The sequence below is a fragment of the Methanosarcinales archaeon Met12 genome, assembly GCA_002813105.2.
Classification (GTDB): Archaea; Halobacteriota; UBA148; order UBA148; family JAJOKI01; genus JAJOKI01.
Genome location: CP017966.2, coordinates 140,484 through 153,923, shown reverse-complemented (window position 1 = coordinate 153,923; position 13,440 = coordinate 140,484). Strand labels below are relative to the sequence as shown.

Genomic DNA, 13,440 nt, shown 5'->3' with positions numbered 1-13,440 from the left:
TTGACACGATGAAACTTCTTCGGATTGCTTCGCACCTTGGCATAAATTCACCTTCGGCGAACTTCACAAACACCGAAAACGTCCCACTCAATCCAGACGCCACACTCATATTATGGTGAATTTAAAGACTTGCTTACAATCTCATCATCAAAATAGATGGCTATTTCTCTATCTGCCGACTCGGGAGAGTCGGATGCATGGATTATGTTTTGTGTAATGTCGAGTGCAAAATCGCCACGAATTGTGCCTGCGGCGGCTTTTGAAGGGTCTGTCGCACCCACCATGTTTCGCGTCACAGATATGGCATTCCTGCCCTCAATGACCATTGCAATGCTCGGCCCTGACATGATAAAATCGACCAGTGAACCGAAGAACGGTTTATCCGCATGTTCGGCATAATGTCGTTTTGCAGTTTTATGCTCCACCTGAACCATCTTCAGTGCGATGATATTCAGACCACGTCGTTCAATGCGAGAGATGACCTCTCCAGCTAAGCCACGCTGAATTCCGTCTGGTTTGATCATTAAAAACGTGCGCTCCATATGATATTTCTCACTTTGATTTGGTCCATTTAGTCTTTCTTGGGGCTCTCCCCAGGCTCATATTATTCTCGCATTTAGATGAGCAAAAATAGTAAACGCTTCCATCTCTTTTTACGAACATTTTGCCAGTTCCTATTTCGATTGGATTTCTGCAGAATGAACACTTCTTTGTTTCCATGAGGCCTCCCCTATTTCCTATTACCGCGTCATTAGTTTCTTGGCCTCTCGTGAGGTCTCCAACAGCATAAGAATATCACCTATACGTACTGGTCCAATGCAGTTGCGGGTTATTATTCTGCCTTTGTTGCTCCCCTCGAGAATGCAGCATTTAATCTGAGTAGCCTCTCCATGCATTCCAGTTCTTCCGAGTATCTCGATGATTTCTGCAGGGACACTTTCATCTGTCATTGGATTCACCTTTCACTTTTTCAGTGCCTTTACTTTCTTGACTATCTCTTCTACGAGCTCTTCAGCCTTGCCAGCTTCTATGATTGCCGATGCGGCGCAGCCCACGCTCAGACCAGACGCTGCCCCGATTTCATCCTGTTTTTTGATGTAGAGATAGGGAATCTTCTTTTCCTCGCTGAGGGGCGGGATATGTGCGACTATCTCTTCTGGTTGAACGTCTTCTCCGATTAAAACAAGCAATGCAACGCCACGCTCAATTGCCTTCGTGACCTCATTCGTTCCCTTTTTTATCTTTCCCGTATCTCTTGCCAGTTCCAACGCTTCCAACGCTTTATTTCCCAACTCGGCTGGAACCTCGAATTTGACATATATTGCAGTCATCTTATTTTCCTCCTTCTGGGCATATAAGCCCTTCATCAATCATCGTCTGTAAATTTGTAAGTGACACTGTAATATTCCATCAATATGTTTAAAGGTTGTGCTTATCCAGAAAGGCACCCCCTCAAAGGAGTAGATAACCTACACAGATTCGCTCTCACGTTCCTTGATTGCCATATCAAGATGCCTTTTATTGATCTTTTTATGCTTCACATCTTTTTTCACTTTCTCTCTATCCATATCCGGCCTGATGAACTCTCTCAGGGCGAGCATCGCTGCCTCTCGGCATATTGCCTCGATGTCTGCTCCAACGCATCCCTCTGTCTGTTTTGCAAGTACACCGATGTCAACATCATCTGCCAATGGCTTGTCTCTCAGATGAATCTGGAAGATCTGCTTACGCTCCCTTTCTCCTGGTGGTGGGATGCAGATCAATCGGTCGAACCTTCCAGGGCGAAGCAGAGCAGAGTCGATCAAATCAGGTCTGTTCGTCGCGGCTACGATGACCAAAAGCTTCGAGATATGCTGAGGGGGAGAGGAGTTCGCCCCCTCATCAAACACAGAGAATTCAAGCCGTATGATAGGGCTGCCAATGCCAGAATGGACAAAGAGCTATACGGCCAGAGGAACATGGCAGAGACGGCTAACTCTGTCATCAAAAGAAGATACGGAGACCATGTGAGAAGCAGAAAATGCCATCATCAGTTCCGAGAGATCATCGGAAAGTGCATCGTGTACAACATAGAGAGAGCGATAAAAAGTTTGGTCCTAAATATTCAGGCTATCATCCAAAAGCTTTTCTACAAAGCCTGATTTTTTCTTTTTCATGATTGACCCTCTCTTTGATATTATCTTCACCCGCCATATATTAAACTAATAAAAAGAGTGCCCAAGTAATATTTTGTATAACTTCTTATATACGAAATTCGCTTCTATGATGCCATCCAAGGAATCTTGAGTTGCGATTTGTTTGCTTACGTTTTATATATTTTATCGTGATGGTCATAATCTTCAATAATAACTAATTTTTTAGATTCTTCGATAGAAAATACTAATACAAAACTTTTGTCGATATGAACCCTTCTTAAATGTTGAAGAGGACGCCTTAGATTCTTATAATGATGTGGATTTAATCTTATCTTTTCAATCTTGCTATAGATTATTTCTAATTGTTTTGGGCCCTTCTTTGCAAGTTTAAAGAAAATCTTTTCTACAGATTTTCTCAGTTCATAATCATACATTCTACTTCAATCCAAAGTGTTTTCTAAAATCTTTCACTTTGATGGTGGGCCCCTTCTCTCGCCTTTTCATCTTTCCGATAAATTCGGGCCTAAGCTCAGGTTCCAAGAATTCTTTTTCATACTCACTTATTATTAAATTAATCACCTCAGATTTATTTTTCAGACCAAACTTACCTTTAACTATATTTAAAACTCTATCCTCGTGCTCGTTTAAAGTTACAATCGCCTGAACCATCTAATCACCCATTATGTTTTATTATAAATAATAATGTTTTATGATTATAAACCTTTTGGCTTCCGTTGTGAGAGCCTGCAAGGCGTGGTCGTAGTGAAGCCAAGCGTAACGAAGAAGTTAAATTTTCATTATATCAATTCGACCAAAGGGAGTCTATATTTTCCTTAAGTTGGCAGATTCAAACTGCCACCATCATCTCGTTCATTTATGCGCAAAATATGCCACGACGACCTCATTCACAGAATCAATCCTCACAAACCCGAATCGCTCGAACTGGACGACATTGTTCAACTCCGATTTGATGCCTTTTTCGCCAACGCCCTCGTACACGCCGTCCGGAGCGAAGACCTTTATCTTGACACCGTCGATGGGCGCCCAATGGATGATATCAGCACCTTTTTTGGCAAGGTCATCTCCAATGTATCTTGCCTTCAGGGGTTTCAAGTCCATAATCTGGATGTTGTATAACTCCTTGAGTCGTATTCGGTCACCTGCTGATAATGCAGTAGCATCATCCTGACATATCAAAACCTCTCCATCGACTAAAATCTCCCTGAAACCCCTGTCTATGTTCGGGTGCAGTGGCGCCTTTGCCACGGTCGATGGTGCACTTTCAATCGTTAAATGGACTGGAGTATGGACGAAGAAATATCGATTTGTCGAGGAGTCAATGATCTTTCTGTTCTCGGCATATAGCGTATCCATGCTGATTGCGATATCGGTCTCGGTTACACTCATCTTTATCATGAAATTTCTGATTGCTTCTGCCTGGATACCGCGTCTTCTCAGGGCGCGCACCGTCGGCAATCTTGGATCGTCCCATTGCGCATATATCCCATTCTGGATACCTTTTTTTATCTCGCTGGTGCTGAATTTGCCAATCTCGTGGATTTTAATGCGTCCCCAGTGTGATGTTTTTGGATATTCCCACCCTAAATATCCATAGATGAACTTTTGCCTTTTCTCGCTGTCTATCAGGTCTTTTCCCCTCATTATGTGCGTTATTCCCAACAGGTGGTCTTCTATCGCCGACTCAAAATCCAGCATCGGCCAGACAGCGTATTTGTCGCCGACGCGAGGATGTCTCTCCTTGACGATTCTGAAGGCAACCCAGTCGCGCAGGGCAGAGTCCTTGTGTTTGACATCGGTTTTAATCCGCAAAACTGCCTCTTTTTCATCATACTTTCCGCTCAGCATTGCCCTCCAATGCCCAATGTTAGTTTTGACACCCTGTTCTCTGTGTGGACACGTCTCTTTATTATCTTTAAGCTGCTTGAATTCGCTTTGACTGCAGAAACAGACATATGCCTTGTCCATCTTTATCAATTGTTCAGCATACACGTAATATCTGTCAATCCTGTCCGATGCTATCACGACTTGATCTGGTTTGGCACCCAGCCACTCGCAATCTTCGAGATACCAACCATATGCCTCCAGCATCGGTTTTTTGACCTTGGGGTCGGTGTCGTCGAACCTGAGGATAAACTTGCCGTTGTACATCCTGGCATACTCATGATTCACGATGATTCCGCGTGCGTTTCCTAATGTAGGGGGTCCATTGGGATTAGGGGCAATTCGCATCACCACCTCCCCATCTACGTCCAATGCTGGAAGTTTCTGCTCCTTCACTTTTTTTTCATGCAACTCTTCTATTAATTCGGGTGCGATCTGTCGGAGTTTGGACAGGCGCACTTCTGCGCTCATTTTGTCAACGTCGTCGAGTACTGCCCGTATTAATGGCATGATTCCGCGTGCGCTCTGGCGGAGTTCGGGGTGTGCCCCTATCACCTTTCCCATTACCGAACTTGCATTTGGAGTGGAGTCATATTTGATCGCGTTCTGCAACGCATATTTTTGTATAAGGCTCTTAATCTCCGATTTCTTCATCTAATCCTCATATGTTCTGGCACCACAATAATGATTTGCTGTAGAAACGATTTAGTATGTGCGGGTCACCATATACTCTGCCAGCTCTTTTAGAAGCTCTTTTGCTCTGGAATCTGGCAACACATCCAGTTTAGCTTTTCCCTTCTCAACCAGTTGATGCGCCTTTTTCATCGCGTAGTCTATCGATCCGGACTCGTGGAGCTTTTGTACTACTGCATCTATTTCTTCCTCGGACGCCCCTCTCGTGAGATGCTCTAATTCAACTCCCTTTTTGAGTGCGTGTATTGCAATCAACGTCTTTTTACCCTCTATGAGGTCACTGCCCCTATTCTTTCCAAGCCGCTCCTTTGGGGTGATGAGATCAAGGACGTCGTCGCGTATCTGAAATCCGAGCCCAGTCGTTCTACCTATCTCCCAGAACGCATCTGCCTCCTCTTCAGTGCAACCACTGAGTATCCCCCCTATCAAAGTGGATGCCGCAAACAGTACAGCGGTCTTTTTCTCGACCATTTCCATATAATCCGCTTCGGAGACTTCGGCAGACCCCACGAACGTCATATCCATCCACTGCCCCTCACAGATATCTGCACAGATATTCGCAAGAACTTTCAGACATTGCACGATACGATCGGAATCAGCATCAACGCTTGCGAGGATTTCAAATGCCTTTGAATAGAGCGTATCCCCTGCGAGTATCGCTGCTGGCAATCCCCATTTCACATGAACTGTAGGGGCGCCCCGTCGTAGGGTATCCTGGTCCATGATGTCATCGTGGATGAGCGTGAAATTGTGGACCAATTCGATGGAAAATGCAGCAGGCAATACTTTTTTTATATCGCCATTGACCGACTCAGCCGCGAGGATTAGCATAGCAGGACGAAGTCGTTTTCCTCCTGCATTCACCAAGTGCCTGGAGGCGAGATACAACTCCTTTGGTCGCGTAATTGGCAGTAATTGATCGATCATCTTATCGATCATCTGCCCTCTTTTCTGGATTTCATCGATCGTATGCATCGCATAACCTCTATTCAAGGGTAAGTTCCTGTCCGTTTCGCAGGATGTGCACGGTATCGCCCAGCACATACCCAACTTTTTCAGCCAGCTCTCCATAGGCACTGGTCATCTCGAGGTTGCCGTGTGTTGGTATGACGTGTCTCGGGTTGATCATTCTGAGTAGTTCCCAGTGGTCTTCTTTAGAGGCATGTCCGGAGACGTGCACGTTATCATATATTCTGGCGCCCTTCATCTGCAATTTCGTCTCAACGGCGTATCGGTTTGCTATATTGGGTGGGTTTGGTATTGTATTGGCTGAGAATATTACTTTATCACCATCTTCGACAGTGTAGGGTGTCGAGCCGTTGGAGATTCTTGTGAGTATTGCATTTGGCTCGCCTTGGTGACCGGTAACTATTGGCAGATATTTGTCCTTGCCGTCAGCCATCACACGATTGAGTATCTTATCGACGGACTTTCTATCTCCAAACATCCCAAGTTCAGCAGGAAAGTCTACATATCTCATTCGTTGTGCGGACATAGAATACGCTTTCATTGACCTACCCAACAGAAGTGGACGTCGACCCATTTCGATCGCGGCGTCGGCGATTATTTTAATACGTGCGATATGCGACGAGAACGTAGTAATTAGAACGCCGGATTTGGTCTCCTCGGTGCCGAGCAGCACGTCTCTGACCAGTTCACGTGCGACCTGCTCTGATGGGGTTTTCCCAGATCTCTGGACATTGGTGCTCTCGACTATCATGGCTATCACGTCCTCTTTGCTCAATCTTTTCAATCGCTTGAAGTCAGGCAATTCCCCGAGGGTGGGCGTTCTGTCTAATTTAAAGTCGTTTGCGTAAAGCACTATCCCCTCTGGCGTATGAAGTGCGGCGAACACACAGTCTATCATGCTGTGTTGAACCCTGATAAATTCCACTGCCAAATCAGGCGTAATCTGAAATGTGTCACCAGCCATCAGAGTACATAGTTTATTCTTTGTGCCAAATTTTCGTTCTGATTTTGTAAGCTTTGATATCAGTTCGATTGTAAATGGCGTGCCTATAATTGGGGCGTTGTATCGATGTGCTAATTTTGATATGGCACCTATGTGATCTAGATGGCCATGTGTACATACGATTGCCCTGACGTCACCCTTCACGTTGCTCATTATTGTGTCATCCGGGATGGCGCCTATCTTGATAAGGTCTAACGAATGCATTTTTTCCGTTTCCACATCTTCGTGAATCTGCACCCGATCCAATCTAAGTCCCATATCCATTATTACGATATCAGTTCCAACGCGTATTGCAGTCATGTTTCTTCCTACTTCGTCATATCCTCCAACCGCGATCACTCCTATATTTTTCATTTAATTCCTCCATTGTATTTTGAAAATTGTCTTATGTTAAATCCGCGTTGCTCCAGGATTTCTCTGGTCTTTCCGGTTATCACGATCTGGGCGCTTCCAATATCGGTAACCGAGCGACATCCTGTCAGAAACATCGCGGTCCTCAGCTCTTCGGTCATGATGTTTAATCTATTTATTATCTCTTGTTTCCCCTTTCTGGCAGGTATTACCAATGGCAGCGCAATGCTGCACAGTGATGCACCCAATGCCAGACACTTTGCCATATCTATTCCAGTGCGCACACCGCCCGTGGCGATGATAGGGATGCCTACGGACGACTCGACGATGCTTATCGTGGTGGGAATGCCCCAATCCCAGAACACCTTGCCCAGATGTTCTAACAATTCATCGCCTTCTGCTCTTGCCCTGTATACTTCCACCGCGGCAAAACTCGTCCCTCCACGTCCACCGACGTCTATTGCAGAAACTCCTGCCTTTTTGAGGGCAACTGCCACCTCATGTGATATTCCGGCGCCAGTTTCCTTTACCATCACGGGAACACTTGATTGGGCACATATCTCTTTGATTGTATCTAAACAGCCGTATGCATCCGTGTCTCCCTCTGGTTGGATTGCCTCTTGCAGGAAGTTCAGATGAATCGCCACGGCGTCTGCATCGATCATTTCGATCATTTTCTCGATACCCTCAATTCCATACTCCTTTAATTGGGGGGCACCGACATTTGCATATATAAAGGCGCTGGGCGCGACATCTCTGACGATGCGAAACGAATCCTCTTGTTTCGAATCTTCAACTGCGGCTCTTTGACTGCCGACGCCCATTCCGATTCCAAGCTCTTCGGCAGCACTAGCCAGCGCAGCGTTTATGTTTTTGGTATCGGGATGCCCTCCTGTCATGGATGCTATCAAAATCGGTGCATTCAACTGCTTACCGAGAAAATTGATGCTCAAGTCAATCTTATTTTTGTCGATCTCAGGCAACGCTTTATGGATCAATGTGATATCCTCGAATCCGCCTCCTTTTGATTCCACATCCTCTTCGGTGCATAGCCGTAGGTGTTCGATTTTTCTTTTAGAGGTTTGTCTCATGTCGTTCGCTCCTGATAATCGTTCCAAAATTCTCCTTGCCATTTAAGAAATTAGCTATATTTCCCGTTTTTGATGCATTGAATATATGAGAAGAGATGCCATCATCCGCCAGTTTTATCAATTCATTTACCTTTCCTAACATTCCCCCGGTGACGTCAATACCAGATGACCCACTTAATAATGCCTTTACATCATTAAATGTTTTTGGAGTAATTGTGGCTATTACCTTGTTGCCGCCCATTACTCCATCGACATCGGTTCCAACTCCTACTTTTCCAACGCCCAAGTGGCGTGCCAGGTGAACGACTATCTGATCGCCTGACAGTATCGAGACGCCCCATGCAGTATCCATCACGACGTCGCCATGAAGTACCGGTATAGTTCCATTTTCGAGCATCAGTTCGATCTGGCGTATCATCATCTCGCTCAATCTGCTGCTATGCGATATTGTGCAGCTCAGCGGATGCACGGGTACAGCGGCAACGCCGTTTTCAACCAATCTTTCGATTAACGCTCTATTAAGCTCCTTTACTATTTCATGTGTTAATGCGACTTCTATAAAATTGCGCTTTCCGGACACATCCAATCCGAATTTTTTCGCTTGGGGATGCCCAAATGAGCCGGCGCCATGGACTATAATCAAGCCCCTCACGTTGGCAGAGGCAATTTCCCCTGCTACCCGGTCAATCTCATTGACGTTCAGGCATTTCTCTCTGGTTTTATCGGTCAAGACACTTCCGCCGACCTTCAATATTATGCGGTCACTCATCCTCTGTCGCCACCCCCACTTCTGTCACTCTGGCCTTAATCGCACGCCCGCCAGCCTCTTCGATGGCTTTGGCAACTTTCTCCGCATGATCATGGGATACCAGCGCAACCATACATCCCCCGCCACCGGCGCCGGTTATCTTCGCTCCAAATGCACCGGCATCTCTTGCAGCATAAATCTGCGCCGATAGCTCAGGACATCCCACACCCAGAGATTCAAGCAGGCCCTGATTTATGTTCATCAGCTCGCCAATGGCACTACAATCGCCCTCCTCTATCAAATGTTCGCCCCTTTTTGCTATGGCCCCTATTGCATTAAATATCATCTGGACTACGTCAGGATATCTTTCTCTAAGCAATGACACCCTTCCAACGAGTTCTTTAGTCGAAGACGTCTTGCCCGTATCCCCTACCACGAAACCGTAGTCCAGATTTTTCAGTCGCCTGCGCGAAGGCATCAGCACGACGCCGCCCATCGTAGAGATAAACGTATCAGTGGGACTCGCTGCACCCTGTATTTCCACTTCTATCGAGTGCCCCAGTTCTGCTATCTCTTCGTCAGACAATCCTACATCGAACTCCATGTTTATCGCGGACAGCGTCGCAATCGTAACAGCGGCAGAAGACCCCAATCCCGACTCAGGAGGGATTTCGGAATCGATTTTGACCTTCACGCCATCGAATTCGGTAAGCATCTTCATCCTCTCAATCGCCTTGAGGACGTATGGATGCCTATCGATTCCCCTGCCAAGTTTGGAGGTGATGGAGGTATCTAAACTCTCTTGGATGCTGACGCGTGTCCGTAGATCGATTGCGCATGCGATGGCAGGCTCGCCATAAACTACGGCGTGTTCACCGCATAAGAATATCTTTCCTGGTGCGGAACAGATGGTCATTTAATTCCTTATATATCCCGGATATGGTATAATCCTTTTAGTCAATAACAATTCCAGCATAACCGACCACGCTCGAGTAGTCCCCGGTCACATCCCCACTTGTGGCGTATTTCAATAACGCTCCTTTCTTCGCACCCATAGCTCTTGTCGTTTCCATCATCGTTGCGATAGGGCCATGACCACAAACCGATGCCTGCAGACTATAAATGTGTGAATAGAAAGTCGATACGTCCAATTCCAAGATTGATTTGATTATCCTATGGTCGTTTTTCCTTGCTACTTGGTTGGGTTCATAATGCGTGAAATCAGAGGACGCCAGTATGACCACGTCCTCGTCCTTTAGAACGTTTCCTAACTCGGCACCGAGCTTTTTAGCAGTTTCTTCGTCCTGCAAACCCATACATATCGGAACGATCTTAAAATCCTTAAACCTGTACTGGAGAAATGGCAGTTGAACCTCTATTGAATGTTCATATCGGTGTGCAACTTCGTCACGGTCGATGCGGTCCGGGAGCATATTCACGATGCCTTCATCTATTTCCACCTCTCCCAACGGAGTACTCCAGGTATCAGTGGACACCGCGACCATAGAGCCCGCTCCCCGATGATTGGGGCCAAGGATGACGTATGTCTCGGCAGAGGGAAGTGCAGCATAGACATGCGCAGCCACTTGACCGGAGTAAACATAGCCTGCATGTGGGACCACAGCCCCTGTCATCTCCTCAAATATCTCCACTTCAGCAGTAGCTATGTAACCTTCAATCCGTCTCCTCAGGGCTTTGGCCTCACCCTCGTAAAATTGTCCCGCAACGACGGCCCTTCTCATTGGACGCCTCACAATTCTGCCTCGAAATCCTCTACAGAATAGTCGAACGGCACGCCTTTTTCCTTGAGAGTTTCCTTGGCAAGCAACCAGTACACTATGGCCAGCGCCTTTCTACCTTTGTTATTCGTTGGAATTATCAGATCTATGTTTGCGGTCATGTTGTTCGTATCGCACATTCCGACGATCGGGGTGCCTACGCTCATCGCCTCTGTGACTGCTTGTGCATCTCCGATAGGGTCGATTACGATTAGAGCATCGGATTCAGTATAATTTTGATAAGCAGGGTTGGTAAGCGTACCTGGGATAAATCGCCCTAAGATCGCCCTCGCACCGAGCGCCTTGGCAAACATTTCCGTTGGTCGTTGTCCATACTGTCGTGCTGACACCACCAATATCTTCGACGGCTCATATCTCGATATGAATTTGGCTGCAGCCCTGATGCGCTGGTCTGTCGCCTGTACGTCTAAGATGTATAATCCGTCTGTTCTTACCAAATATATGAACTTCTCCATATCCTTCGTCTTCTGCTGTGTTCCAATATGAACGCCTGCTGTTAGATATTCGTCAACTGGTATCAGGGATTCATAAGCTAGGTCTTTTTTAGTATCTTGTTTCATCATCACAACCTCTCATTTAATTATGGCCATTCTTGGGTCCTTAAGGTCTCCTTCTATCCTTATCAACTCATTAAGTTTTGCAATTCGTTCGCCGCCAGTTATTCCTGTTTTGATGATTGGAATGTCCAGTGCGACCGCCAGGTGTGCAATGGTATCATCGGTCGTCTCACCAGATCGATGAGACATAACACAATGGTATCCATTGTCATTTGCCAGCTTTACGGCTTCATAGGTGCCGGTTACAGTTCCTATCTGGTTTGGCTTGATTAAAACTGTATTTACGGCACCAGTATCTATTCCTTGTTGGATTCTCGTGGGATTTGTGGCGAACAGATCATCGCCGCAGATCATACATCTCACCTGCTTCGTCAGTTCGGCAAAGCCCTCAAAATCGTTTTCCTCCAGGGGGTCTTCTACATAATAGAGGTTATATCTGTCTATTAGTTCAGATACATATTGTATCTGCTCCTCTGTGCTCAGTTTCACATCTGAATATACATATCTGCCATCTTTCCACAATTCTGTTGCCGCTATGTCAATAGCGACGCGCATATCAAATCCAACTGAATCGGACACATCTTCGGTTGCTTCGGATGCGATCGTGAGCGCTTCTTCGTTGCTGATAGAGGGCGCCCATGCTCCCTCATCGCCCTTGCCACACACTATCTCTCTCTTGTTTAGCAATTTCTTGACCTGCTTGTATGCCTCTGCATTGGCAAATATCGCGTCTTCGATATTCCTTGCACCCGTGGGGATTACGAGAATCTCTTGGATATCTATTGATCCTTTTGCGTGCACACCGCCACCGATCACATTGCCCAGGGGAAAGGGTAAAGAGTTAGAGGAAACGTTAATATATTGGCATAGCGGAACTCCAGAAGATGATGCGGCTGCCTTGGCAACTGCCATGGAGATGCCGATGCTCAGATTGCCACCGATGTTTGAGAAGTCTTTCGTACCGTCTATTTCATGCAAAGTGTTGTCTATATTCTTCTGCTCGCCAACATCTAAGCCGATCAGCCGAGGGATGACAACACTTTTTGCCTTTGATATCGCATCGGCGACTGGGATCGATTTGGCTTCAAATGCACCTTTACTCGCCCCCGATGGCACTGCAGCCCTTCCAAAACCATTGGAGGTGTGCACATCGACCTCCACCGTCTCGTCCCCACGGCTGTCTGATATTTTCCTAACGATTATGTTCTTGATTACCGTCATGATATTTTACTTTTTTCATGTTGGTCTTTATTCGCCCTATTTACCGTTATTGGGATTATGCCCTCGTCAAATTCCTGCATTGCGATGCTAATGGGGTCTTTTTCTCCTAGGTTACGTATCAGAATCGGTGCCCCTGCAGAAATCTGTAAGGCGCGTGCCCCTATTATTCTAGCTCGTTCATATCTTGTATATTTTTGGTCCACGTTAACAACTCCTTTAAGAAATGTCCTCTAAAATTGGGGTTGCTGAGATTCGAACTCAGGTCACAGCGCCCCGAACGCCATAGGATGGTCCAGCCTACCCTACAACCCCCCTCTTCCCTATTGATATGGGGATAGCATGTCTATTATATCCACGTGCGTTAACAACATTCGTCGACAGCAATATCTTTCGATACCCAGATCATCCAATATGTCTCCCACTTTGATATCATTTGTTCCCGATTCCTCTTTTCTGTCCTCTACTCGTTTCTTGTACATGTCCCACACATTTGATATTACTTTTCCACACGTAAAACACCTAACAGGGATCATATTGTCACCTTCTCTCCAACCTCATCTATATGATTTTTGTTGTCTGGCTCTCGCTCCACGTCCTCCAAACTTTTTACGCTCTTTTTGTCTAGCATCACTTACCAGAAGGTTCCTGTCGTATTTAAGAAACGCATCTCTAAGTGAAGAGCTATCTGTCCATTTTACTAGACCTCTGGCTATTGCAGTTCGCACCGCATCTGCCTGCCCTATGACTCCTCCTCCCCTTGCATTGACCTCGACGTCTATCTCATTGACAAGGTCGCTTGCAATGGTCAGCGGCTCAGTGATTTTGAGACGTGCCAATTTGGGCTCTATATTCTCTAGAAGTTTCTTGTTTATCCTTACCTGTCCTGAGCCCTTCTTGATCACAACTCTGGCTATTGCAGTTTTTCTCTTACCGCTTTCATTGACTATTTTCACCATATGATAAACTCCAAA

General features: G+C 46.1%; 19 protein-coding genes, 1 tRNA gene and 1 pseudogene. 1 reads left to right on the top strand and 20 read right to left on the bottom strand.

The features are described 5' to 3' along the window. Positions 1-110: 110 nt before the first annotated feature. The 5 genes and pseudogenes from ndk to BME93_01040 form a co-directional block, all read right to left on the bottom strand. The gene (ndk, locus tag BME93_01060; protein ATZ60770.2) at positions 111-542 is read right to left on the bottom strand and encodes a nucleoside-diphosphate kinase; all 432 of its coding nucleotides are present in this window, start codon (positions 540-542) and stop codon (positions 111-113) included. 10 nt (positions 543-552) lie between these two features. Continuing rightward, on the bottom strand, positions 553-720 hold the full coding sequence (locus tag BME93_01055; GenBank protein ATZ60769.2) for a 50S ribosomal protein L24e: 168 nt from the start codon (positions 718-720) through the stop codon (positions 553-555). A 20-nt stretch (positions 721-740) separates the two neighbouring features. Further along, the gene (locus BME93_01050) at positions 741-950 is read right to left on the bottom strand and encodes a 30S ribosomal protein S28e (GenBank protein ID ATZ60768.2); all 210 of its coding nucleotides are present in this window, start codon (positions 948-950) and stop codon (positions 741-743) included. Positions 951-962: 12 nt separating this feature from the next. Further along, positions 963-1,331, bottom strand: coding sequence for a 50S ribosomal protein L7Ae (gene rpl7ae, locus BME93_01045; GenBank protein ATZ60767.2), 369 nt, complete (start codon positions 1,329-1,331; stop codon positions 963-965). 216 nt (positions 1,332-1,547) lie between these two features. Continuing rightward, positions 1,548-1,844: pseudogene (locus BME93_01040) on the bottom strand (AAA family ATPase). A gap of 6 nt (positions 1,845-1,850) precedes the next feature. Between BME93_01040 and BME93_01035 the strand changes: the two are divergent. After that, a complete protein-coding gene (locus BME93_01035) occupies positions 1,851-2,141 on the top strand; it encodes a transposase (protein ATZ60765.2) in 291 nt (96 codons plus the stop codon). A 161-nt stretch (positions 2,142-2,302) separates the two neighbouring features. On the opposite strand, the gene BME93_01030 is transcribed toward BME93_01035, so the two are convergent. From BME93_01030 to BME93_00960, 15 genes are all read right to left on the bottom strand, one after another. After that, the gene (locus BME93_01030; protein ATZ60764.2) at positions 2,303-2,569 is read right to left on the bottom strand and encodes a hypothetical protein; all 267 of its coding nucleotides are present in this window, start codon (positions 2,567-2,569) and stop codon (positions 2,303-2,305) included. Position 2,570: 1 nt separating this feature from the next. Further along, a complete protein-coding gene (locus BME93_01025) occupies positions 2,571-2,804 on the bottom strand; it encodes a DUF2683 family protein (GenBank protein ID ATZ60763.2) in 234 nt (77 codons plus the stop codon). A 201-nt stretch (positions 2,805-3,005) separates the two neighbouring features. Then, a complete protein-coding gene (locus BME93_01020; protein ATZ61712.2) occupies positions 3,006-4,691 on the bottom strand; it encodes a glutamate--tRNA ligase in 1,686 nt (561 codons plus the stop codon). A 51-nt stretch (positions 4,692-4,742) separates the two neighbouring features. Then, complete coding sequence (locus BME93_01015; protein ID ATZ60762.2) at positions 4,743-5,705, bottom strand: polyprenyl synthetase family protein; 963 nt, start codon at positions 5,703-5,705, stop codon at positions 4,743-4,745. A 10-nt stretch (positions 5,706-5,715) separates the two neighbouring features. Further along, entirely contained in the window at positions 5,716-7,056 is a 1,341-nt protein-coding gene (locus tag BME93_01010) for an RNase J family beta-CASP ribonuclease (protein ATZ60761.2), read from the bottom strand. Further along, a complete protein-coding gene (fni, locus tag BME93_01005) occupies positions 7,053-8,144 on the bottom strand; it encodes a type 2 isopentenyl-diphosphate Delta-isomerase (protein ATZ60760.2) in 1,092 nt (363 codons plus the stop codon). The genes BME93_01010 and fni overlap by 4 nt, the downstream gene beginning before the upstream one ends. Further along, positions 8,128-8,913 (bottom strand): isopentenyl phosphate kinase, encoded by a 786-nt coding sequence (locus tag BME93_01000; protein ATZ60759.2) that lies wholly within the window; start codon positions 8,911-8,913, stop codon positions 8,128-8,130. The genes fni and BME93_01000 overlap by 17 nt, the downstream gene beginning before the upstream one ends. Beyond that, a complete protein-coding gene (locus tag BME93_00995) occupies positions 8,906-9,808 on the bottom strand; it encodes a mevalonate kinase (GenBank protein ID ATZ60758.2) in 903 nt (300 codons plus the stop codon). The genes BME93_01000 and BME93_00995 overlap by 8 nt, the downstream gene beginning before the upstream one ends. Positions 9,809-9,845: 37 nt before the next feature. Further along, positions 9,846-10,634, bottom strand: coding sequence for an MEMO1 family protein (locus BME93_00990; protein ID ATZ60757.2), 789 nt, complete (start codon positions 10,632-10,634; stop codon positions 9,846-9,848). A gap of 8 nt (positions 10,635-10,642) precedes the next feature. Beyond that, the gene (rpsB, locus tag BME93_00985; protein ATZ60756.2) at positions 10,643-11,254 is read right to left on the bottom strand and encodes a 30S ribosomal protein S2; all 612 of its coding nucleotides are present in this window, start codon (positions 11,252-11,254) and stop codon (positions 10,643-10,645) included. A gap of 9 nt (positions 11,255-11,263) precedes the next feature. After that, positions 11,264-12,469: a phosphopyruvate hydratase gene (gene eno, locus BME93_00980; GenBank protein ID ATZ60755.2), complete on the bottom strand. Its 1,206-nt coding sequence runs from the start codon at positions 12,467-12,469 to the stop codon at positions 11,264-11,266. Then, positions 12,466-12,672 carry a DNA-directed RNA polymerase subunit K gene (locus BME93_00975; GenBank protein ATZ60754.2) on the bottom strand — a complete coding sequence of 69 codons (207 nt, stop codon included), beginning with the start codon at positions 12,670-12,672 and terminating at the stop codon, positions 12,466-12,468. Before BME93_00975 ends, eno begins: the two co-directional genes overlap by 4 nt. A 34-nt stretch (positions 12,673-12,706) precedes the next feature. After that, positions 12,707-12,781, bottom strand: a tRNA-Pro gene (locus tag BME93_00970). Between the two features lie 8 nt (positions 12,782-12,789). Further along, positions 12,790-13,002, bottom strand: coding sequence for a DNA-directed RNA polymerase subunit N (locus BME93_00965; protein ATZ60752.2), 213 nt, complete (start codon positions 13,000-13,002; stop codon positions 12,790-12,792). Between the two features lie 21 nt (positions 13,003-13,023). Beyond that, on the bottom strand, positions 13,024-13,425 hold the full coding sequence (locus BME93_00960; GenBank protein ID ATZ60751.2) for a 30S ribosomal protein S9: 402 nt from the start codon (positions 13,423-13,425) through the stop codon (positions 13,024-13,026). Between the last annotated feature and the right edge of the window lie 15 nt (positions 13,426-13,440).

Coding starts and splice junctions, on each gene's coding strand:
- ndk (ATZ60770.2), bottom strand. CDS start 542: ATGGAGCGCACGTTTTTAATGATCAAACCAGACGGAATTCAGCGTGGC.
- BME93_01055 (ATZ60769.2), bottom strand. CDS start 720: ATGGAAACAAAGAAGTGTTCATTCTGCAGAAATCCAATCGAAATAGGA.
- BME93_01050 (ATZ60768.2), bottom strand. CDS start 950: ATGACAGATGAAAGTGTCCCTGCAGAAATCATCGAGATACTCGGAAGA.
- rpl7ae (ATZ60767.2), bottom strand. CDS start 1,331: ATGACTGCAATATATGTCAAATTCGAGGTTCCAGCCGAGTTGGGAAAT.
- BME93_01035 (ATZ60765.2), top strand. CDS start 1,851: ATGCTGAGGGGGAGAGGAGTTCGCCCCCTCATCAAACACAGAGAATTC.
- BME93_01030 (ATZ60764.2), bottom strand. CDS start 2,569: ATGTATGATTATGAACTGAGAAAATCTGTAGAAAAGATTTTCTTTAAA.
- BME93_01025 (ATZ60763.2), bottom strand. CDS start 2,804: ATGGTTCAGGCGATTGTAACTTTAAACGAGCACGAGGATAGAGTTTTA.
- BME93_01020 (ATZ61712.2), bottom strand. CDS start 4,691: ATGAAGAAATCGGAGATTAAGAGCCTTATACAAAAATATGCGTTGCAG.
- BME93_01015 (ATZ60762.2), bottom strand. CDS start 5,705: ATGCATACGATCGATGAAATCCAGAAAAGAGGGCAGATGATCGATAAG.
- BME93_01010 (ATZ60761.2), bottom strand. CDS start 7,056: ATGAAAAATATAGGAGTGATCGCGGTTGGAGGATATGACGAAGTAGGA.
- fni (ATZ60760.2), bottom strand. CDS start 8,144: ATGAGACAAACCTCTAAAAGAAAAATCGAACACCTACGGCTATGCACC.
- BME93_01000 (ATZ60759.2), bottom strand. CDS start 8,913: ATGAGTGACCGCATAATATTGAAGGTCGGCGGAAGTGTCTTGACCGAT.
- BME93_00995 (ATZ60758.2), bottom strand. CDS start 9,808: ATGACCATCTGTTCCGCACCAGGAAAGATATTCTTATGCGGTGAACAC.
- BME93_00990 (ATZ60757.2), bottom strand. CDS start 10,634: ATGAGAAGGGCCGTCGTTGCGGGACAATTTTACGAGGGTGAGGCCAAA.
- rpsB (ATZ60756.2), bottom strand. CDS start 11,254: ATGATGAAACAAGATACTAAAAAAGACCTAGCTTATGAATCCCTGATA.
- eno (ATZ60755.2), bottom strand. CDS start 12,469: ATGACGGTAATCAAGAACATAATCGTTAGGAAAATATCAGACAGCCGT.
- BME93_00965 (ATZ60752.2), bottom strand. CDS start 13,002: ATGATCCCTGTTAGGTGTTTTACGTGTGGAAAAGTAATATCAAATGTG.
- BME93_00960 (ATZ60751.2), bottom strand. CDS start 13,425: ATGGTGAAAATAGTCAATGAAAGCGGTAAGAGAAAAACTGCAATAGCC.